We start from the raw sequence: 19814 nt of genomic DNA, 5'->3' as shown, positions 1-19814 counted from the left end.
TGCTGATCCTTCATGGCAGCCTCGCTTCGGCGATCCGTACGATTCCATTGTCCGTACCAATGTAAAGCTCACCTCCGTTTTCTGCGAAGGCTGTTACATTTTTTGAGGGCAATCCTGCCGTAATCTGCGACCAGCGGCGCGAGGCGCGGTTGTAGATCAGCAGGCCGTTGTCGAGGCTGCCCGCGAAGACGTGTTGCGCTGTTGCAAGCATCGCGTTGGGGTTGATCACCGCGGAGGTCGTTGCGCCGTCCATGGCTGTGATGTGTCCGGCAGCGTCCATCTGCACGATGCCTCCGCCGTACGTGCCGACGAACCAGGTGTCGGCTGTGCCCGCCTCCGGCACCCGCAGAATCGCGGTAATCCAGTTGCGCTTCAGCCCGGAGTTCTTCAGGGTCACGTTCTGGCGCACGGCTTCGTCGTCGAGGATCGAGATCCCACCCAGCGTCCCGGCCAGCAGGTGTCCATTGGTCCGGTCCGCGGCCAGCGTGTAGACGTGGTTGTTGACCAGCCCCTGGAAGGCATAGAGGCTCTGCGCGCCGGACGGGGTAAAGAACGTGATCCCGGCCGGGGTGGCGAGTGTCATGCCCTCATGGGTAAAGGCGATGTCGGTTACCTGGTCGGCGATCAGGCCGTCGCGGCGCAGCAGCACCTGCCGTTCTGTTGGTGTGGTCCTGGAGGGGTCGAAGAGTACCAGGCCGTTCGCCGTGGCGACATCCATCGTCTGCCGCAGAGGATCGGTGACGATGCGGTTCACGCAGAAGACATGGTCGTCCTCCACGTGTTCGGCGTGGCCGTTCTGCAGGTTCAAGACGTCGACGCCACGGTCGAAGTAGCCGATCCAGAGGCGGCCATCCGGCGCGAAGTTCAACGAGGTGACGTTGCGGTCGGTGAGCGATTGCGGCGGCGCGGAGATAATTGTTTGCCAGTCTCCATTGATGCCGCCGCGTCCGTGGCGTAGCACCTTGCCGTCGCCCACCGCAAACAAGGCTCCGTCCGCCGTGAAGAGGTGCGCATGATTCAGGCCCTCGTCTGCCGATGGCTGATGCAGAGGCTGGCGCGGCCTCAAGTCGATCTCATGCAGGCCCTGGTCGATGGTCGCAACCATCAGGATGTTTTCATCCAGCGCCACAGAATGCGCGAACAAACCCTGTGCGAGCACCCTGGCAGGACGTCCATTCGTGAACTCGGCGACCCCCAGCGGTGTGCCGACGAAGACTCCCGCCGCGCCGACGACGATGTCTTCCACCTCCGGGTCGGGTAATCCCGCATTCTGGTTGAAGGTATCCAGTTGGCCGGCATGCCAGTGCCATACGCCCCTGGTGCGCGTTCCCACCCAGAAGTCGCTTTCGTCTCCGGCGAGTGCGGTGATGGGGAGTCCTGCGAACTCGGGTTTGAACAGCCGCAACGTCTTGCCGTTGTAGAGGAGTAGTCCCGCCCTGCGTGTGCCGATCAACAGATCGCCCGAGGCGAGGGACAATACCGCGGTGATGTCCCGCTCTGTGGGGTCTGAGGCCCGAAGTTGCCGGATAGGCTTCGTTGTATCGTCGGGGAGCAGGAGCAGGCCTTCCCCCTGCGTAGCCGCGAATAGGTACTTTGCGGTCCCGCCGCCGTGCAGCCTGCCTGTGGCGAGGGCGGTGATCGCCGCGGAGGGAAGATCCCGGCCGGCCTGAAGCAGCTCAGGTGGTGCATCCGGCTTGTAGTAGTCGGCCAGCCCTCCCGGTCCAGCCAGGTAAAGCTTGCCGCGGAAGGACGCGCCAGCGACGGCGTTGTTAGGGGAGGGAAGAGATTCGAAGCCGCTTTTGGGGCCTTGTGCACCTGAGGAAGAGCTATCCAGTGCCAGCAGATCGAAGGCCAGGTTGCCCTCGGTGTCCACTCGCTCGCGGGTACTCCGCAGGGTTAAGTTGATTCTGAAGAGAGCAAAGCCCGCGCCGCCGATCACAAGGATGAGAAGAGCGGCAGAGATACCGATTGTGGCCTTGCGCATGGACTTCGAGGGGCTCCCGGAATTCAAACTAGCATGATTCGCAGTGAATACCGTTGAAAATTCAGTCTGTTCAGACGGTATAGAGTCCTACGTACTCATCCACCGGCATGGCCTCAAGCTTTGCCTGTTCGGATGAAGCGGCGAGGATCTTCTGCTGGGCCTCGGGCGAGAGCCGGCGCTCGAGGTTTTGCCGAAACTTGTCGAGCAGCAGCGGAATGCCGTCGCCGCGCCGCAACCGGTGTCCGATGGGGTACTCGACGGCTACTTCGGGCAGGACCGTTCCGTCACTCAACTCAACGGTGAGCGCATTGGCGATCGAACGCTTCTCGGGGGCGTGGTAGTCGGCGGTGTACTGCGGGTCTTCGGCGCAGACGATCCGCGCCCGCACGGCATCGATGCGCGGTCCCCAGGTCGTGTCCCGTGCGACGGCGTCTTCGTAGTCCTCGGCGGTGAGACGGCCGAAGATCAACGGCACGGCCACCATGTACTGAATGCAGTGGTCGCGGTCCGCGGGATTATTCAGCGGCCCCTGCTTGTCGATGATGCGGATACAGGCCTCATGGGTGCGGATGGTGACCCGCTCGATGTCCGCTGCGGTCTTACCCATGGCTGCCAACTGAGCGTGCAGGGTCATGGCTGCTTCCACGGCAGTCTGAGAATGGAACTCGGCGGGGAACGAGATCTTGAAGAGCACGTTCTCCATGACGTAGCTGCCGTACGGGCGCTGAAATTTGAAGGGCTGGCCCTTGAAGCTGACGTCGTAGAATCCCCAGGTCTTTGCGCTCAGCACGGAGGGATAACCCATCTCCCCGGTCTGCGCGATCAGGGCGAGCCGCACCGCCCGCGAGGTCGCATCGCCTGCGGCCCAGCTCTTGCGCGAGCCTGCGTTGGGAGCATGGCGATAGGTGCGCAACGATTGGCCGTCGACCCAGGCCAGGGAGACAGCATTGAGAATCTGCTCGCGGGGTAGGCCCAGCATCTGCGCAACCACTGCGGTAGAGGCGACCTTCACCAGCACCACATGATCGAGACCGACCTTGTTGAAAGAGTTCTCGAGCGCGAGGCAGCCTTGAATCTCGTGGGCCTTGATCATGGCCGTCAACACGTCGCGCATTGTGAGCTGCCTGCCGTTACGCGAGAGCCAGTCGGCGACCGCAAGGATGCCGCCGAGGTTGTCGGAAGGGTGTCCCCACTCGGCTGCAAGCCATGTGTCGTTGAAGTCGAGCCAGCGGATGATGGTGCCGATATTGAAGGCCGCCTGCACGGGATCGAGCTCGTAGCTGGTGCCTGGAACGCGCGCGCCGTTGGTCATCGTAAGCCCCGGCACCAGCGGGCCAAGCAGCTTGGTGCAGGCTGGGAAGTCGAGCGCCTGCAGGCCGCAGCCGAGCGTGTCGAGCAGGCAGTAACGCGCGGTCTCGTAGGCGAGCGGGCTTTCGATCTTGTAATTCAGGACGTAGTCGACGATGTCGATGAGCGGCTGGTCGAACTCGGGGCGGACGTTGGAGATATGGCTGGACATGGAAGGTGTTTGCGCCTCTGCTTTTCTTTCTGCTTCTGAAGCTGCTGGTGATCCTGCTGCTGTTCCCGTTGCCACTACTCTTGCCGTTGCCTGTTTTTCGCCGTCATCCTGAGCGGTACGCGAAGGACCCCCGCATTGAGTGGGGCCACGCATCTAGTGGGTGACCCATTAGCCCTGTACGCTTGCCGCTGCAAGGATACCGTGGGGGTGCCCAATGCGGGGGTCCTTCGCCTGCGGCTCAGGATGACGACGAAAAACAAACAACAGCAACGACAACTAACCGCGTTCCGCCAGAGGCACAAACTTCACATCCTCCGGCCCCGTGTAATTCGCACTCGGCCGAATAATCTTGCCATCCGCACGCTGCTCCATCACATGGGCCGACCACCCGCTGGTCCGCGCGATAGTAAAGATCGGCGTGAACATCGCCGTCGGTATCCTCATCACGTGATAAGCCACCGCGGAGAACCAGTCGAGGTTCGGGAACATCTTCTTCACCTCGAACATCACCGTCTCAAGCCGTTCCGCAATGTTGTACATCGCGAGATCTCCCGCGGTTGCCGAGAGATCATGTGCGACCTTCTTGATCACCACATTGCGAGGATCGCTGATCGTATAGACGGGATGCCCGAAGCCGATGATGACTTCCTTGTTTGCAACCCGCGCACGAATATCCTGCTCGGCTTCGTCAGGCGAGCTATAGCGCTGCTGAATCTCCAGCGCGACTTCATTCGCTCCGCCGTGCTTCGGTCCCTTCAGTGCGCCGATAGCTCCGGCGATGGCCGAGAACATGTCTGAGCCGGTACCTGCGATCACGCGGGCCGTAAAGGTGGACGCGTTGAACTCGTGCTCCGCGTAGAGAATCAGCGATACGTGCATGGCCTGCACCCACTCCGCACTGGCCGGCTTGCCGTGGAGCAGATGCAGGAAGTGTCCGCCGATGGAGTCGTCGTCGGTCTCTACTTCAATGCGTTTGCCGCTCTTCGCGAAGTGATACCAGTACAGCAGCATGGAGCCGAGCGACGCCATCAGGCGATCGGCGATACGTAGCGCGCTCTCGGGGGTATGGGGCTGTGGCTCGGGTTCCAGCGTCGCGAGCACGGAGACGCCTACACGCTGCACATCCATCGGGTGCGCGCTCGCAGGAAGTTGTTCGAGAGCCGTCTTTACGCCTTGCGGCAACCCGCGCATTCCGCGCAGCCGTTGTTTGTAGCTTGTGAGCTCTGACGCAGTTGGCAGCTTGCCGTAAAGCAGCAGGTAGGCGATCTCTTCGAACTCGCATTTTGCGGCCAGTTCGAGGATGTCATAGCCGCGATAGTGCAGGTCGTTGCCATTGCGGCCCACGGTGCAGAGTGCAGTATTGCCCGCAGGCACGCCCGAAAGCGCTACGGACTTCTTTGGCTTGAATGCTGGAGCTGGAGTAGCTTCGGTGCTCATGCTTTCTTTTCCTTGCTGAATAGTTCGTCAAGCTTTTGTTCGTACGCGTGATAGCCCAGGAAATCGTAGAGCTCCGCGCGCGTCTGCATGGTGTCGAGCACATTCTTTTGTGTGCCGTCCTTGCGGATGTGCTGGTACACGTTGAGCGCGGCGGCATTCATCGCGCGAAAGGCAGAGAGCGGATAGAGCGCGAGCGACACGTCCGCGCTGCGCAGTTCGTCCAGCGTGAACAGGGGCGTAGAGCCAAACTCCGTGATGTTGGCCAGCACCGGAACCCGTGTGCGCTCCGCAAACGCCCGGTACTGGGTTAGCTCCGTGACGGCTTCGGGAAAGACCATGTCCGCCCCGGCTTCGACGCAGGCTGCGGCGCGATCGAGAGCGGCATTCAGGCCTTCACTCGCCAGGGCGTCCGTGCGCGCCATGATGACGAAGCTCGCATCGGTGCGGGCATCGACCGCGGCCTTGATGCGGTCGACCATCTCTTCGCCCGGGACGATGGCCTTGCCCGGACGGTGTCCGCAGCGCTTGGCCTGCACCTGGTCTTCGATGTGGCAGCCCCCGGCCCCGGCCTTGATCAACGCACGGAGGGAGCGCGCGAGGTTGAAGGCCCCGCCGAAGCCTGTATCGATATCGACCAGCAGCGGCAGCGAGCATACATCGGTGATGCGGCGCACGTCGGTCAGCACGTCGTCGATGGTGGAGATACCAAGATCGGGCATGCCCAGCGAACCGGCGGCGACGCCTCCGCCGGAGAGATACAGCGCGCGATACCCCACGCGCTCGGCCATGCGTGCGTGGTACGCGTTGATGGCGCCGACGATCTGCAAGGGCCGTTCGGCTGCAACGGCCTCACGGAGCCTTGTACCTGCGGAAGTGTTTGTATTCTCTGTCAAGGAATCGCACTCCATACGAATCTGCAATGCTAGCAGCTTGAGCCAAGGCCGGTCAGGGCTTCGCCGGGCATAGGCAGGCGCGGAACCCTGCCTCGCCATCCTGCGTCATGGAACAGGCATAGGCGGGCCAGAGGTGATGCAGAGCTGCGGCTTTCAGGCTGGCACTAACGCCGGAGCTGGAGAGTCCGACAAAGAAGAAGTTCTGGTAAGCACTGCTATGCGCCGAGCTTCCTTGTTTGTCGGCGAGAAACTCGGAGGTCAGTGTCTCGGCAGACTTTGCTGAGAAGTCCGGCAGGCCGTAGGTCGAGGAGTAACGGTACTCCTCGTTCCAGTTTGTCGCGATGCCGGTCTGATTGTCCGCGGCGTAGACGGCGTAGTCCTTGAGGATGGCCGTGCGCGGTTCTACCTGCGCCACGGTGAAGGCCGGATTGTTGCCATTGACCGGCGAGATGGAGGGAACGAGCTTGGCGGGAACAGCTCCGTTGGAACCCTCCGTGGCCGAGCGCAGGAGGCGCATCTCGTCCATGTGGGTGTGTGCGAAGATCGCCAGCTTGACCGTGTCGGGGAATTCCTTGAGGGTATCGGCAAGCTTCCCGGAGCTGAGAAACGTCTCCGGCTTCTGCCCCGCGCATACGTCACGGTCCTTCGAGAAGGTGGCGTAGGGATCGATTCCGGGAGGGATGTGGGCCATGACCCAGACGTTCTCGTGCGCGGCGCGGGCTGCGGCCAGTTGTGCGTGCAACCACTGGACCTGGGTGTCCGAAGCTGCGTCATCCGGCTTGTCGCCGCAGGTCTCATACTTCTTCGATTCGAAGAGATCCTGCAGCACGATCAGCCGCGTATGCTGCATCGGTTTTGGCAGCGTAACGCTGTAGTCGCCTTCGCGGGAAAACTCGCTCAGCAACTTCTTGCCGTTGGCGGGATCGATCACGTCTGTCGCAAAGCTCTGGGCTGTACTCTTCAGGAACGCGCTGTCCTGTGTCTCGTGATAGTCGGTGCAACCGGAATCGTTATTGCCGAGCGCGATGTAGACCGGTGTGCCGGGAAAGGCCCAGCGCAGCTCCAGCGCAACGAACTCGACAGTCTTTGCCGTGAACTCGCTGTACTCCTTCCCACTGATTCCCGGTGCGAGATAGTGCAGTCGGCAATCGAAGCTGTGCGAGATCAGGTCACCGCTCACCGTCACAAACAGCGGTTCGTGTTGGCGTTGATAGGCCTCTTTCAGACTCGACTGCAGCAGTGTCCACGGTGTGTCGATGCCACGGACTGGACAGGTCTTTTGCAGTGCGGCCTCATCGGCGGCCAGGGTAGGGGAGTCGGGTGCGTTCAACACGCCGGGCCACTCTTTGGTCGGGGTCGCGCGCAGTTCCGCGAGCTTGGCGGGATCGTGAAACGGATCGAAATGAATATCGCTGAGCATCACGACAGGCAGGGTGGACGGTGTCTTCGTCTGTGCGCTCAGTGAAGCCGTAATGCAGGACAGGGGAAGGAGAGCCATCACTAACCTGAGCGGCCATGCCGCCAGTCTTGTTCGAATCACAACAGTACCTCTTCAAGTCGCGGCTGTTCCGCGCTATCGCGTGCTTGTTTCAAGTCTATCGCTGGTCGTGGCCTGAGCCGTTGGCGCTATGGAAACACCTTCGCGGCCGTTCTGCATCCATGGCGAAACTGCTCTAATAAACCCATGATCCGCATTCCTTTCGACGAACTTCGCGACACCCTCGAGCGTGTCTTGCTGCATCTCGGTCTGGAACCCGAACGCGCCGCTCTCTCCGCGCGGCTTACCGCTGAGACCGACCGCGATGGCGTGCGGACCCATGGCATTGCACGGCTGCCGCGTTTCGCGGAGATGGTGCGCAACGGCAGCATCGACCCGCTGGCGCAGCCGGAGTGTATTGCCAGCTTTGGCGCAATGGAACGATGGGCGGGGCATCGAGGGCCGGGCAATCTTGCCGCACACGCGGCCATGGCCCGCGCGATGGAGCTTGCCACGGAGCACGGCCTTGGGGCCGTTGCGCTCGGCGATACAACGCATTGGCAGCGCGGAGGGGCCTTTGGCTGGCAGGCCGCCGAGGCCGGATTGGCGGCGCTCTGCTGGACCAATACGCTGCCGAACCTGCCTCCGTGGGGCGCGACCACGCCCGCGCTCGGCAACAATCCCCTGGTGCTGGCGGTTCCGCGTACGCCGGCGGGCACCATCGTGCTCGACATGGCGATGTCACAGTATTCCTACGGAACGCTGGCTGCGTATCGCGAACGCGGCGCGCAACTGCCCTTTGACGGTGGCTTCGACGAACACGGGGTGCTGACCCGCGATCCTGCCGCGATCGAGCGCTCGCAGCGGTCCCTGCCTATCGGTCTCTGGAAAGGGTCGGGGTTGTCGTTTGTGCTGGATGTTCTGGCGGCGATGCTGGCGGGTGGCAGGTCGGCCCACCAGATCGACACCGATCCTCTCAAAGAGGTGGGGCAGTCTCAGGTCTTCCTCGCCATTGCCCCACAATTGATGTCTTCGATGGAGGAGCTGAGCACTATCGCGCAGGGAGCTATCGAGGCTTTGCATGCCGCAACGCCGATCGAGCTGGGTAAGCCTGCGCGGTATCCGGGGGAAGGCACGCTGGCTACCAGAGAAGAGAGTTTGCGGCTTGGCGTTGTCGTGGAGGAAGCGCAGTGGAAACGGGTTCAGGAGCTGGAGGCTGGAGATTAGCGGTGGCTGGTGATCCATTGCCATTGCGGCAAAATCTCTAGTACGGTCTTGCGTAGACGACCCGCGGGCCCGGACGCCCCCATCCCCTGCGCCAGGCTCGGTGATACGGATAGATTCCCGGCCCTGGATAAAACACAGGCGGTGGAGGCACGACAACAACCGGGACTGGCCGGGCAAACATTGGCCGGGCTGGCGGTGGGGGCGCAGGCGGCAGGGGTTCCGCAACAGAGGCGGTCATGACCGGCTGTCTCCTGGTATGCCTGATAGCGTGATGCACTCGAACAGGAGCGGGGGTGCATAGTTCCGCCTGATCGGATGGGAGGACAAGGTCGTTGACAACCGTTTTTACTCCGTCAATCGATCCGGCGTCAGAGCCCGCAAGGGTGCGCACATCGTTGTTGCTGACGATGCCGCTCAGCGTGGCAACTCTGTTGGCTACGGCAGGATGGATGTTCTGACCCCGCAGCGTGCTTTCCGACACCAACTTTGCTTGAATGTCGCTTGCGATCTGCTGGTCAGTGCGAGCAGATGCAGCATGTTGCGTCTGCTTACAGCCGGTGACAGTCAGCAGGATGCTCGCCAGCATAAGAGTTGTAAGCTTTCCAGGTATTTGCATTGAACCTCTCCGTGTTTCCCGCAGTTCTGGTGAAATCTTCACCATGCCTTCTTTAGTTACGACCCGTATCGATTGCGGAAGTTTCTTTTTGGAGGGCTAAGGAGTGTCATTCAATAGATTTTTTAGGTTTTTGCCTTTCTGGTGGGCAAAGGGGTGGTTGATAGCAAGGAGTGAAAACAAATCCGGCCCCCTCCGTTGCAACGGAGAGGGCCGGATTTGGCTTTTGAGTTGGGACCTGAACTACATATTCGTATGGCCGGCGCGCATGTCTTCGTTGAAGCTGGGCTTGATGAAGGTCAGCGCTTCCTCAAGACCAGCGCGATACTTGTCTTCCTGGTTGCGCAGAGTGTCGGTCGCTGTGGCCCACTCTCCATCGCCTTCGAGCAGAACCAGGCCTTCCTGCACCAGCAGGGCAGCGGTCTTCTTCAGCTCAGCCGCGGTGGTGTTCAGGTACTGGGCATCGCGCGGATCGGCGATCCACACGGGAGCGCCGCCTCCGAGCACGTGGCTCAGCCAGAAGACCTTGGCTGCCAGATAGTCGTGGCGCTGCTTCTCGTTGGTGTCGTTGAAGATGAAGCGCTGCTGCTTCATCGAGTAGTAGCGTGTGGTCACGGGCACGGGCTGGCGGTTGCCGCTCTTCACGAGCTCCAACTGGCCCTGGTCAAGCGTCTTGCGCACGGCGTTGGTGATGAAGCCCTCGGCGAACGGCTGCTCCAGGGCTGCGACGACTTCGGCAAAGGTCTGTGTGAGCGCGGCTGAGACCTTCGCGTGCAGCAGGCTCTCCTTGCCATCGGCCAGGTGAATCTCGCCATGCACGATGAAGCTATCGGCACCGGAGGTCGATCCGTGGAACGGCCAGGCGAACTTGCGGAAGGTCAGCGGCAGGCCATGCAGCGTCAGATAGGCATCCGGGTGAGGATTGCGCAGGCGGAGGGCGGCTTCGGCGAAGAAGTTGGCAAGCTCGGCGGCAAACTTCGGATTTGAGGCGTCGAAGGCCTCGCTCAGTTCGACCGTCTGGGTCTTGCTCGGGTCGGAGGCCAGTGCGACGGTGGCCCGCGTGGTGGGGGTGCCGGAGAAGTCCGTGCCTGGCTCGATGGCGGTGAGGGTTAGTCCGGCTGCCTTGGCGGCGGCTTCGAGATGCGCTGCGGGCGCGTTGATTGCGGTGCTCATGGGGTTCCTTCAGGCAGAATGTTTTGCACTTTCTATTCTATCCGTTTGGCCCGAAATTCTCCGCTATCGCAGACACCACGCATCAATGCTGGATGTCTTCGTGATAGTTGAATGAGGACTCTTTCCCCTCCAGAAAAGCCTTATCGATGTCGGCAGACTCCATCGCCATGCCCTTCAATGTGGCAACGTGGGTCTCCATAATTCCGAGTCTTTCCAGGAGTAGACCTGCTTTTTCCGAGGTAAAAGAGTCACTACCGATGCTCGATCTGTACAAGGCCCCTCCGAATTGGGCTACATCTTCCGCGAGCTTCCCCTGTTCAATCGACACGGAATGTTGGGCGTCGTAGATACGGGAGTACTTGTTAGCCTCGTCATACGGCATAAAGGCCAGAGCCCCTGTCGTCTGGGCTGTCGTCCACGCCGTACTGTCCCACTCCTTGAGGGAATAGTTGACTGCGATGGATCCATGCTGGTTCTTATCTTTGGGATGTTCAGCAAGGTGTGTAATGACGGCGATGCCGTCTTTGACCTTTGCCTGTTCTGCGGTGAGGTCGGTTACATCGTCCGCCATCTTCTTGGCGTTCTGCTCGATCTCTTTGTGCAGCTTCTCACGGGCTTCGATTGCGAGATCGTGCTGATGGTGGCGCTCCACGCAGCCTTCAATGCCTACAGCGATCAACAGGCCTGCTGTGATGGTCAACAGGTGGATAACAAAATCTTTTATGCCTTCAAGACGATGGTGTGGCGGATGAACGTCCAGCATGTTGCTCCCCTTGGAATGCTGCAAGCTCTGCGAATGAGTTCAACCGCGCACTTCAATCATGCGGCTGGGGGCGTTATTCCGCACCCCAGCGTTTGAATACCAGCGAGCCGTTCGTTCCACCGAAACCGAAGCTGTTCGACAGCGCATAGTCGATCTTCAGATCCTGCGGTGTGTTGGGAACATAGTTCAAACGGCAGCGTGGGTCGGGGTCATAGAGGTTCATCGTCGGCGGAGCGATGCTGTTCATCATCGCCAGGATCGTGATGCCTGCCTCCAACCCGCCCGCGCCGCCGAGCAGATGCCCGGTCATGGACTTGGTCGAGCTGACCAGCAGGGTATGGTTCTTGGCGCGATCACCGAAGACGTTCTCGATGGCCTGTGACTCCAGCGCATCGCCGAGGGGTGTCGACGTGGCGTGGGCGTTCACGTAATCAATCTTGTCCGGAGAGATGCCCGCTACCTTGAGGGCCGCAGCCATCGCCCGACGGCAACCGTCGCCCTCGGGAGCCATGCCGGTCATGTGGAACGCGTCGCCGCTCATGCCGTAGCCGACGATCTCGGCCAGGATGTTCGCGCCGCGTGCCTTGGCGAATTCAAGTTCTTCGAGGATAAGAATGCCTGCGCCTTCGCCTACGACAAAACCATCGCGGTCTTTGTCGAAGGGACGGCAGGCGTGCGTCGGGTCGTCGTTACGGGTGGAGAGGGCCTTCATCGCAGCAAAGCCCCCAACGCTGAGGGGAGTGATAGCAGCCTCAGCGCCGCCCGCGATCATTGCATCCGCATCCCCACGCTGGATGGTGCGGAACGCATCGCCGATAGAGTGGGCCGAGCTCGTGCAAGCCGTCGCCGTGGCCTCGTTCGGGCCTTTGGCGCCGTACTTGATCGAAACATGACCGGCGGCGAGGTTGATGATCGAGGCAGGGATGAAGAACGGCGAGATCTTGCGAGGCCCGCCGTTCATCAATGCCGTGTGCTCGCGCTCGATGACATCGAATCCACCGATGCCCGAGCCGATATGGACGCCGATGTTATCGGCATTCTCAGGTGTAATCTTCAGGCCCGAGTGCTCCATGGCCTCCTGCGCCGCCGCCATCGCGAAGTGGATAAAGCGGCCCATCTTCCGGGCCTCTTTCTTCTCCACGAAGACATGCGGATCGAAGTCCTTCACCTCTGCAGCAAAACGGACGGAATGGCCTTCGAGATCGTAAGCCTTGATCTCGGCCATGCCGCTCTTGCCTGCGAGCAGACCTTCCCAAACTTGCTGGGCGGTGTTGCCGACCCCGCAAAGGAGGCCCATGCCCGTGACGACTACCCGACGATACTCCTGCATTCGTTACTTGCCCTTCTGGTTCTTCTCGATGTAATCGACGGCATCCTTGACGGTCTTGATCTTCTCCGCGTCTTCATCGGGGATCTGGATGTCGAAGGCTTCTTCGAACTGCATGACGAGCTCGACGACATCGAGCGAGTCTGCGCCGAGATCTTCCTGGAAGCTCGCGCCGGGGGTAACCTCGGCCTCATCCACCTGAAGCTGCTCGACAATAATCTGCTTTACCTTCTCGTCTACTGCTGCCATCGTTCGATCTCCTGTGTGTATTGCGTAATAAGCTTGTGGGAAACGCAGACCCTTGGGCCGGGCATCCGTACGACATGCCCCAGTGTGAAAGCATACCCACGCGGTCTTGCGGTGTAAAGACGATGCTGGATGCAAGGATATCCGACATTCGTTAAATGTTAGGTTAAGGGTACAGGTTTACACGCTGCGGAAAAAGTTCAGTTTGTTTGTAGACAGGGTTATCCCTGTTCCGATACAACATCTTTTCTAGCAGTAGTTGAGCTCTATCCCTGTCTAAACCGCTTGTCAAACCACGTTCCGTCGCTAGAATAAGGCGACAAACGCTGTATCTGATTCGAAGGGTTCCCGTTGAGTACCAAAGTCTGTTCGTATTGTAAAAGTACGTCGATGCGCCGGATTAATCGCAATGGATTCATTCAGCGCGTATTTTTGCCCTGGTTTGGCTTCTATCCGTGGGAGTGCGTGATGTGCCGTCGCCGGATGTTCTTCCAGGACGCGGGCCACAGACCCTCCGAACGCGGTTCGTTGTCATAAGCGGCCGAATCGTCCCCTATTCCTCCTCGTTGGCGGTCAGCATCGGCAGCACGTTTTCGATGCTGAGAACCTTGGCGTCGCCTGGATCTACCTCGCCCACATCGCGCAGGGTACGGTTGATGGCACGGGTACGCACACCGACTGCCTGAATCGTCTTCTGGACCTTGCTTACCTGGTCGTCCATCTTCGCCATCAACTCCTCAAATTTGCCGAACTCATTCTGGGTTTTGGCCAGAATCTTCCATACCTCATCGCCCTTTTTCTGCAGGTTGAGCATCTTGAAGCCAAGCTGGAAGCTGGTCAGCAGGGCATAGAGGTTCGCCGGTCCGGCGACCATCACGCGGCAGTTCTGGTGCAGGTCGGCCTGCAGCCCGTCGCGGCGCAGCACCTCGGCGTAGAGGCCCTCGGTCGGCAGGAACATGATCGCGTAGGGCGTCGTCACCGGCTCGTTGATGTACTTCGAGCAGATGCGTTTGCCTTCCACCCGGATCGCCGCGTCGAAGGCCTTGCGCGCGGTTTCCACCTCGGCGGAAGCTCCCGATTCGTAGGCCGATTCCAGCCGCTCCCAGTCCTCGCGCGGGAACTTGGCGTCGATGGGCAGCAGCACCTCGCCCGAGGTCCCGGGGAAGCGCACGGCGAACTCCACGACCTCCTGGGTGCCCGGCCGCACATTCGCGTTTTCGACGTACTGCCCTGGAGCGAGCACCTGGTCGAGCAGCTTGCCAAGCTGGACCTCGGCAAAGCCGCCGCGCGACTTTACGTTGGAGAAGATGCGGTTGAGATCGTTGACGCCGGTCGTCAAGGTGTTCATCTCGCCCAGTCCCGCATGGACCTTTGTAAGTTGGTCGGTTACCGCGCCAAAGCTCTCGGTGAGCCGCGAGTGCAGGGTCTTCTGCAGCTTTTCGTCGACCGTCGCGCGCATCTCGTCCAACTTCACGATATTGCTCTGGTTGAGCTTATTCAACTGGTCTTCGACGATGCCGCGCAGCTTCTCCTGGTTGGAGGTCTGCGCCGTGCCGAGCTCCGTCAGCCGCGTGTGCAGGGCCTCGCGACTCTCGCTGTGATGTCGCGTCGTGTCGGCGGTAAAGCTGGTGAGCCGCTCACCCAGTGTCTTCAACTGGCCGTCGACGGCTGTCCGCAAACGCTCGGCAGCAGCGGTGTTGTCAGTGCGAAAACCTTCCAGCCCTACCCGCTGGGTCTCGCCCAGGGTGCTGATGCTGGCGAGCACCTCGCCACGCAGCGCCGCATTGGCCGCTCCGGCGGCTTCGCGAGTGCGTGTGGCCTCGCTGGCAGCGTCGCTGCGCATCTGGGCCAGCTCGGCCCGCAGATGCTGCTCCTGGGTCTCGGCACGCGTATCCAGCCGCGCAAGCTTGGCGGGAAGATCGGCGGCCAGAAGCTGCGCCAGGCGCGGATCGGCGGCTTCCGCAGGGCCGGCAGGCTTGCGCAGCAGCAGGACCACGAGCGCCAGAAGCGTGAGGATTTGGATGGCAAGGAGGGTAATGATCATTTCGATTTTCCTTCGCTTGGAGAATAGCATCCAGCCTTGCAGCACCGTTGCAAAAATGACCGGAAACCAGATCCGCTGGACGCTTTGTTTTCTTTGCTGCAATGCTGAGATTGGCGCAACTCACAGCGAAGTGATTGAATGATTCCAGAGCACACTTTGCTCGCAAAGGGTCTGCACGTGCGTCCTACAGCTATGTCTCGACTTCTCTCTGCCGCTCTTTTCCTCTCCCTGACCGGTGTTGCTCCTCTCGCGCTTACGGCGCAGACCTCCGTTCCGCCCAACCAGGTGGTCAACTTCAAGGACACCTCGATGCTCAAGCCGCCTCCGGGCGTGCCCGTAGCCATCATCGAGTGGGAAGACCTGGAGTGCCCCGCCTGCGCGCATGCGTTTCCCATCGTGCATGAAGCCCTGAATCACTACAAGATTCCGTTGATTCGCCACGATTTCCAGATTCCCGGCCACATCTGGAGCCATGAGGCTTCGCTCTATGCGCGCTACATTCAGGACAAGATTTCGCCCGATCTTGCCACGGAGTATCGCCGTGAAGTCTTCGCCTCGCAGTACCAGATCGCGAGCCAGGACGACCTGCACAACTTCACGCAGAAGTTCATGACCACGCACGGCAAGCAGATGCCGTTCGTCGTCGACCCGACCGGCGAGTTCGAGAAAGAGGTTCGTGCCGACTCGGCGCTGGGCGAAAAGCTCGGCCTCAGCGAGACTCCGACCATCATCGTCGTGACGCCGAAGCACTGGATCCAGGTGCGGGACGTCATGCAGCTCTACACGGCCATCGATCAGGCTCAGGCCGCAACCGCTGGATCTGCTGCCGCGCCCGCCGCGCACCACGCTACGGTTGCCAAGAAGTAGTTTCAAAACCAACAAAGACTCAACACCCCATCCTCACGATGGTTCATGGTCGAAGGATGGGGTGTTGTTCGTTGTATTGTTTTGAAACTGCTTATTGAATCTGTACGAGATCGTTTTCGCCGTGGCCTGCTCCGCCCGGTGTGATGGTCGTGTGCTGCGGCGCGCGCCAGTGGTCGATGTAGCTCACCTGGTGTACGCAGGAGATCGTGCAGTTCGGAGCGCAGGATTTCTCCGTCAGGAACTCGCGCTTCACGATCTCGGTGGTGTACTCGGCGACTGGGATGCCAGGATAGCCACGCTGCTGAGAGCAGTAGGAGACGATCCCTTGCTCGTCGACATACAGATAGCGGGAACCCGCGCGGCAGCGCCAGTCGTTCGGCAGGCCGTTGGCGATGGCTTCCTGAAAGTGATTGAAGCGGGAGTAGCTGCGGCGGGTGAGGCGGCGAACTTCGTCCCACACTCCGCGCTCGCGTTCGCCGAGTGGCTTCAACTGGCCGGAGCCGTCGTGGATGATGCCGATGGTCGAGCTGAAGCCCAGCGCCAGCGCGCGCTTACTGATGGTCAGCGCGTCCTCGGGGTTGGAGATGCCTCCGCCGACGACGGAGTTGATGTTCACGTGGAAGTCGGCGTGCTCGGCCAGCATGCGCAGCTTGGCATCCAGCACCTTCAGCGATTTCTTTGAGACGTCATCGGGCATGACGTTGTCGATGGAGATCTGCATATGATCGAGCCCGGCTTTATTCAGACGCTCGATGCGGTCGGGCATCAGCAGGTAGCCGTTGGTGATCATGCCGGCGATGGCGCCGGTCTTGCGAATCTGGCGGATGACGTCGTCAAGCTCGGGATGCAGCAGAGGCTCGCCGCCGGAGATGGTGATGACCGAGGTCCCGAGTCGTCCGAGATGATCGACGCGGCGCTTCATCTCCTCGATGTCGACCGGCTTGGAGACGTCGTCGAACTCGTTGCAATAGGTGCAGGCCAGGTTGCAGCGGCGCATGGGCACGATGTGCGCCATATAGGGGTGGCTCGTAGAGGCCACGGCGGACGCAATCGAGCCGAGCTCGCGCATCTTGCGCGCGGCGGCGATCAGGCGGCGTCGCGCAGGCATGCGGCGCGCCACGGGAGTGGGGCTGGGGGTTACCTTCGTTGCTGCTGTTTCCGTGGGCATGTGCAGTCTTTATTCTATCGCGGCGGGGGTGAACTCGACCGAATGTGCGAGTTTCGATACCCGGCTATGTTTTGTAGGGCGCACTCTTTTCGTGTTCTTTAAACGCGGCGCGAAGCGCAAACCCTGACGCTTTAGCGTCAGGGAGACGGAGGGAGCCGTAGCCTTTAGGCTACGGAATTAGAGGCTTAGCAAGGTGTGGCCTTTAGGCCCGGGCCTTCTTTCGGCTGCGAACAAAAGGCCCGGGGCTGAAGCCCAAATCTAGCCTGGCCCTTATTCCGTAGCCTAAAGGCTACGGCTCCCTCCGCCCCGCGACGCTAAAGCGTCACGGTTTGCGCTTCGCGCTGTGTCCATAGTGGAAAGGAGAACATCGCGTTGAATAGTCATATGCCCGGAACGATGGAACTACTCTTCGCAAAGTCGTGCGCGTTGTCGCTGATATTTTGATTGCCGTTACACTGACTCTGGAGACGACAACATGCCGCGCGAAATTAACTGGACAGACACGCTCGAGATCGGGATTCAACTACAGGAGATGTTTCCGGACACAGACCCCTACTCGGTGCGTTTCACCGACCTGCACAAATGGGTGACACAGTTGCCGGGATTTGTAGGGGATCCGACGAAGTCGACGGAAGGCATCCTCGAAGCCATCCAGACCGCGTGGCATGAGGAGTACGTGGACGCGAAAGACGCCTAAGTCTTTCGGCGACGAAGAATCTGCGCAGGCAGCGCTGATTTTGTAGCGATCAACACAAGACCTGTCACCACCGCCCAGACGATACTTCCTGCGGCAATCACCAGCACATCGCCTTTGTGCGTTGATACCGGGGGCATATGCTGAACGGCTTCGCCCGTAGCGGCAAGTGCGATGGCCGCTGCCAGCAGCGCGCGGCCAAGCTCGCCGAATTCCAGGTGTGCGAGGCTTACCAACCGCTTCTTATGCAGCAGGATGGCGAGACTTATTGTCTGCGCGAGAATGCCGATGTCCGAGGCCACGGCCAGGCCGACGAGCCCCATGCCGTTGAACAATGCCCAGTAGATGGGAATCGAAAGCACCGTGATAACGGTGCCGATGATGGCGGGTGTTTTGGTGTCGCTCGCGGCGTAGAAGGCTCGCGCGTAGATCCCCTGTATAGCCCAGATCGATAGTGTGAACGAGAGGATGACGAAAAGGTGAGTGGTTGCCGCGGCATCCGCGTGTTTGAACCTGCCGCCGCGGAAGAGATCCATGAGCCAGGGCGCGAGCGCAATCATCCAGGCGGAGACGAGCATGCCTACCGCGAAGAGCCGCGAGACGGCACGGCCTACCGAAGATGAGAAGTCCCAGGCGCGCTTTTGCTGGAAGAGAGAGGCGAAGAACGGGAGCGATGCGGCTCCGGCGGCGGGGCCGATGACGTTGAAGGGCGCGTTGAAGAGATCTTTGGCGTTGCCGATAAAGGTGATGCCGCCTTCGCGAGTGGAGGCAAAGTAGTTCAGAAACTGCCGGTCGAACATGACGAGCGAGACTCCGATCATCAGCGGCAGCGAAAGCTTGAGCCACTCGAGAAAAGCAGGGTCGCGGAAGCCGACGACGAAACGATAGCGCAGGCCGGTACGGAAGGCGCCAATCGAGTTGAGCAGCCCGTAACCGATGAACATCCCACCGAACACACCAACGGCGAGTGAGGTGACGCCAAGCCAGCGGTGAAACAGGAAAGCGCCAAGGATGATGCCGCCGTTATAGATGAGCGGTGCAAAGGCCTGGTAGATGAAGATCTTCCGCACCTGCAGGCGCGACCCCATGGCGCTTCCGATGAAGAAGAAGATCTGCGCAGGCAGGATAATGCGCGTCATCGACGTGCAGAGCGAGGAACGCAGCACATCGTGACGGAAGCCCTTGTTCGCGAGCCAGACATATTGTGGCGCGAAGATTTCGGCAAGCAGAACCCCAATGCCCAGGACGACAAGCATGGTGCTGAGAATGACGGAGAGCGCGTGATCGGCTCCTTCGTCGTCCGGCTGTCCGTTGAGGCCAGACTCTCGGTAGCGGTTGAGAATGGTGATGAGGGAGATGGAGGCCGCGCCGCCGATGAGGAAGTAGGCCAGGAGATCGGGCAGTGCGAAGGCCGCGCGATAGGCATCCTGTTCCGGGCCTGCACCGAACAGGGAGTTGATGTACTTGATGCGTACGAGGCCAAGCAGTCCTGACAGCAAGGCGCTGATCATCAGCAGCAAAGCGGCTGAACCGACCGTGTGGCTTTTGGATACAGATTGATTGGCAGGGCGAGTGTCGCCGGTCGGCGTCGTCATTCGGAGAGATCGGTGGGCTCAGGAGATTCCTCGCTGAATAATCCACGTTGTTCGAGCCGCAACTTCGGGCGTTCGGAGATGACATGCAGCGGCCTCGGCTCAGGCTTCGGCTCCAATACCAGGCGCGGACGCATCGCCTGTACCTTGCTCTCCTCGCGTTTTTCCGTAGGGAAAGAGGCTGGATCGGACACGGCCACAGGCGCACTCAGGATGTCGAGCAGGGAGTGCATCTCGTCCCGCAGGGAGACAAGCTGGGCCAGCGAGGGCATGGAGAGAGACGCGGCGGCTTCCGCTACCGGTGGCTGAGGAACAGCTTGCAGCGTTGCAGCTTCGGCGGCCATGGCGGGAGTCTCTTTGGGTTTCGTCTCTGTTTTGAAGACCTGCCGGGCACCGGGAATCGTGTAGCCCTGGTCGTAGAGCAGGCTCTTGATGCGCAGCGCCATTTCGACGTCGCGCTTGCGATAGAGCCGCTGTCCTGTACCGCCTTTATTGGGTTTCAGTTGGGGAAACTCGGTCTCCCAGAAGCGCAGAACGTAGGCCGGGACCTCGCACAGCCTCGCAACATCGCCGATGCGAAAGTAAAGCTTGTCCGGAATCTCCGGAGCAACGATCTTGCGGATTGGCTGGTGTGAACCCATGCTGTCAGCATCCGCGAAGTCGATGCGCCCGTGCGGCAGCGCAACAAGGAGCGGAGTCTGAAGTATAGGATGCAAATTCCCGTAAAACCAGTCTTTTCTGTGGTACTCCCCTTGATTCATCCACTTCCGTGGATGGATCAGGTTTGGAG

At 60.5% G+C, this 19814-nt stretch carries 18 protein-coding genes; 4 read left to right on the top strand and 14 right to left on the bottom strand.

What is annotated here, in order from left to right:
* Positions 1-10: 10 nt before the first annotated feature.
* From HDF15_RS08465 to HDF15_RS08445, 5 genes are all read right to left on the bottom strand, one after another.
* Positions 11-1984, bottom strand: a complete 1974-nt coding sequence (locus tag HDF15_RS08465; protein WP_184254585.1) for a hypothetical protein — start codon at positions 1982-1984, stop codon at positions 11-13.
* A 70-nt stretch (positions 1985-2054) separates the two neighbouring features.
* Positions 2055-3503 carry a bifunctional 2-methylcitrate dehydratase/aconitate hydratase gene (locus HDF15_RS08460; RefSeq protein ID WP_184254583.1) on the bottom strand — a complete coding sequence of 483 codons (1449 nt, stop codon included), beginning with the start codon at positions 3501-3503 and terminating at the stop codon, positions 2055-2057.
* Between the two features lie 276 nt (positions 3504-3779).
* Entirely contained in the window at positions 3780-4940 is a 1161-nt protein-coding gene (prpC, locus tag HDF15_RS08455) for a 2-methylcitrate synthase (RefSeq protein ID WP_184254581.1), read from the bottom strand.
* Positions 4937-5833 carry a methylisocitrate lyase gene (prpB, locus tag HDF15_RS08450; protein WP_260330942.1) on the bottom strand — a complete coding sequence of 299 codons (897 nt, stop codon included), beginning with the start codon at positions 5831-5833 and terminating at the stop codon, positions 4937-4939. Before prpB ends, prpC begins: the two co-directional genes overlap by 4 nt.
* A gap of 52 nt (positions 5834-5885) precedes the next feature.
* Positions 5886-7331, bottom strand: a complete 1446-nt coding sequence (locus tag HDF15_RS08445) for a metallophosphoesterase (RefSeq protein ID WP_184254577.1) — start codon at positions 7329-7331, stop codon at positions 5886-5888.
* Between the two features lie 186 nt (positions 7332-7517).
* Between HDF15_RS08445 and yiaK the strand changes: the two genes are divergently transcribed.
* Positions 7518-8537 (top strand): 3-dehydro-L-gulonate 2-dehydrogenase, encoded by a 1020-nt coding sequence (gene yiaK / locus HDF15_RS08440; protein ID WP_184254576.1) that lies wholly within the window; start codon positions 7518-7520, stop codon positions 8535-8537.
* A gap of 37 nt (positions 8538-8574) precedes the next feature.
* Here the strand turns inward: yiaK and HDF15_RS08435 are convergent, their stop codons facing one another.
* The 6 genes from HDF15_RS08435 to HDF15_RS08410 form a co-directional block, all read right to left on the bottom strand.
* Entirely contained in the window at positions 8575-9153 is a 579-nt protein-coding gene (locus HDF15_RS08435; RefSeq protein WP_184254575.1) for a BON domain-containing protein, read from the bottom strand.
* 240 nt (positions 9154-9393) lie between these two features.
* On the bottom strand, positions 9394-10323 hold the full coding sequence (locus HDF15_RS08430; protein ID WP_184254574.1) for a hypothetical protein: 930 nt from the start codon (positions 10321-10323) through the stop codon (positions 9394-9396).
* Positions 10324-10405: 82 nt separating this feature from the next.
* Positions 10406-11086: a hypothetical protein gene (locus HDF15_RS08425; protein ID WP_184254573.1), complete on the bottom strand. Its 681-nt coding sequence runs from the start codon at positions 11084-11086 to the stop codon at positions 10406-10408.
* Positions 11087-11159: 73 nt separating this feature from the next.
* Positions 11160-12416, bottom strand: a complete 1257-nt coding sequence (fabF, locus tag HDF15_RS08420; protein WP_184254572.1) for a beta-ketoacyl-ACP synthase II — start codon at positions 12414-12416, stop codon at positions 11160-11162.
* A 3-nt stretch (positions 12417-12419) separates the two neighbouring features.
* Positions 12420-12662, bottom strand: a complete 243-nt coding sequence (locus HDF15_RS08415) for an acyl carrier protein (protein ID WP_014263586.1) — start codon at positions 12660-12662, stop codon at positions 12420-12422.
* 550 nt (positions 12663-13212) lie between these two features.
* Positions 13213-14703: a DNA recombination protein RmuC gene (locus tag HDF15_RS08410; protein ID WP_184254570.1), complete on the bottom strand. Its 1491-nt coding sequence runs from the start codon at positions 14701-14703 to the stop codon at positions 13213-13215.
* Here HDF15_RS08410 and HDF15_RS08405 point away from each other — a divergent pair.
* Entirely contained in the window at positions 14696-14845 is a 150-nt protein-coding gene (locus tag HDF15_RS08405) for a hypothetical protein (RefSeq protein ID WP_184254568.1), read from the top strand. The two genes, HDF15_RS08410 and HDF15_RS08405, sit on opposite strands and share 8 nt — an antisense overlap.
* Positions 14846-14895: 50 nt before the next feature.
* Positions 14896-15570, top strand: coding sequence for a DsbA family protein (locus HDF15_RS08400; RefSeq protein ID WP_260330941.1), 675 nt, complete (start codon positions 14896-14898; stop codon positions 15568-15570).
* Between the two features lie 91 nt (positions 15571-15661).
* Here the strand turns inward: HDF15_RS08400 and HDF15_RS08395 are convergent, their stop codons facing one another.
* Positions 15662-16738 carry a radical SAM protein gene (locus HDF15_RS08395; RefSeq protein WP_260330940.1) on the bottom strand — a complete coding sequence of 359 codons (1077 nt, stop codon included), beginning with the start codon at positions 16736-16738 and terminating at the stop codon, positions 15662-15664.
* Between the two features lie 475 nt (positions 16739-17213).
* Between HDF15_RS08395 and iscX the strand changes: the two genes are divergently transcribed.
* Positions 17214-17435: a Fe-S cluster assembly protein IscX gene (iscX, locus tag HDF15_RS08390; RefSeq protein ID WP_014263592.1), complete on the top strand. Its 222-nt coding sequence runs from the start codon at positions 17214-17216 to the stop codon at positions 17433-17435.
* Here the strand turns inward: iscX and HDF15_RS08385 are convergent.
* A complete protein-coding gene (locus HDF15_RS08385; protein ID WP_184254564.1) occupies positions 17432-19027 on the bottom strand; it encodes a lipid II flippase MurJ in 1596 nt (531 codons plus the stop codon). The two genes, iscX and HDF15_RS08385, sit on opposite strands and share 4 nt — an antisense overlap.
* The gene (locus HDF15_RS08380) at positions 19024-19785 is read right to left on the bottom strand and encodes a MerR family transcriptional regulator (RefSeq protein WP_260330939.1); all 762 of its coding nucleotides are present in this window, start codon (positions 19783-19785) and stop codon (positions 19024-19026) included. The genes HDF15_RS08385 and HDF15_RS08380 overlap by 4 nt, the downstream gene beginning before the upstream one ends.
* Between the last annotated feature and the right edge of the window lie 29 nt (positions 19786-19814).

The sequence above is a fragment of the Granulicella mallensis genome (assembly GCF_014203225.1).
In the GTDB taxonomy this organism is placed as follows: domain Bacteria; phylum Acidobacteriota; class Terriglobia; order Terriglobales; family Acidobacteriaceae; genus Granulicella; species Granulicella mallensis_A.
This window is presented reverse-complemented; position numbering and strand designations above follow the sequence as displayed.

Coding starts and splice junctions, on each gene's coding strand:
- HDF15_RS08395 (WP_260330940.1), bottom strand. CDS start 16,738: ATGCCCACGGAAACAGCAGCAACGAAGGTAACCCCCAGCCCCACTCCC.
- yiaK (WP_184254576.1), top strand. CDS start 7,518: ATGATCCGCATTCCTTTCGACGAACTTCGCGACACCCTCGAGCGTGTC.
- prpC (WP_184254581.1), bottom strand. CDS start 4,940: ATGAGCACCGAAGCTACTCCAGCTCCAGCATTCAAGCCAAAGAAGTCC.
- HDF15_RS08445 (WP_184254577.1), bottom strand. CDS start 7,331: ATGGCTCTCCTTCCCCTGTCCTGCATTACGGCTTCACTGAGCGCACAG.
- HDF15_RS08465 (WP_184254585.1), bottom strand. CDS start 1,984: ATGCGCAAGGCCACAATCGGTATCTCTGCCGCTCTTCTCATCCTTGTG.
- HDF15_RS08425 (WP_184254573.1), bottom strand. CDS start 11,086: ATGCTGGACGTTCATCCGCCACACCATCGTCTTGAAGGCATAAAAGAT.
- HDF15_RS08385 (WP_184254564.1), bottom strand. CDS start 19,027: ATGACGACGCCGACCGGCGACACTCGCCCTGCCAATCAATCTGTATCC.
- HDF15_RS08460 (WP_184254583.1), bottom strand. CDS start 3,503: ATGTCCAGCCATATCTCCAACGTCCGCCCCGAGTTCGACCAGCCGCTC.
- iscX (WP_014263592.1), top strand. CDS start 17,214: ATGCCGCGCGAAATTAACTGGACAGACACGCTCGAGATCGGGATTCAA.
- HDF15_RS08435 (WP_184254575.1), bottom strand. CDS start 9,153: ATGCAAATACCTGGAAAGCTTACAACTCTTATGCTGGCGAGCATCCTG.
- HDF15_RS08410 (WP_184254570.1), bottom strand. CDS start 14,703: ATGATCATTACCCTCCTTGCCATCCAAATCCTCACGCTTCTGGCGCTC.
- HDF15_RS08380 (WP_260330939.1), bottom strand. CDS start 19,785: ATGAATCAAGGGGAGTACCACAGAAAAGACTGGTTTTACGGGAATTTG.
- HDF15_RS08400 (WP_260330941.1), top strand. CDS start 14,896: ATGTCTCGACTTCTCTCTGCCGCTCTTTTCCTCTCCCTGACCGGTGTT.
- fabF (WP_184254572.1), bottom strand. CDS start 12,416: ATGCAGGAGTATCGTCGGGTAGTCGTCACGGGCATGGGCCTCCTTTGC.
- HDF15_RS08415 (WP_014263586.1), bottom strand. CDS start 12,662: ATGGCAGCAGTAGACGAGAAGGTAAAGCAGATTATTGTCGAGCAGCTT.
- HDF15_RS08405 (WP_184254568.1), top strand. CDS start 14,696: ATGATCATTTCGATTTTCCTTCGCTTGGAGAATAGCATCCAGCCTTGC.
- HDF15_RS08430 (WP_184254574.1), bottom strand. CDS start 10,323: ATGAGCACCGCAATCAACGCGCCCGCAGCGCATCTCGAAGCCGCCGCC.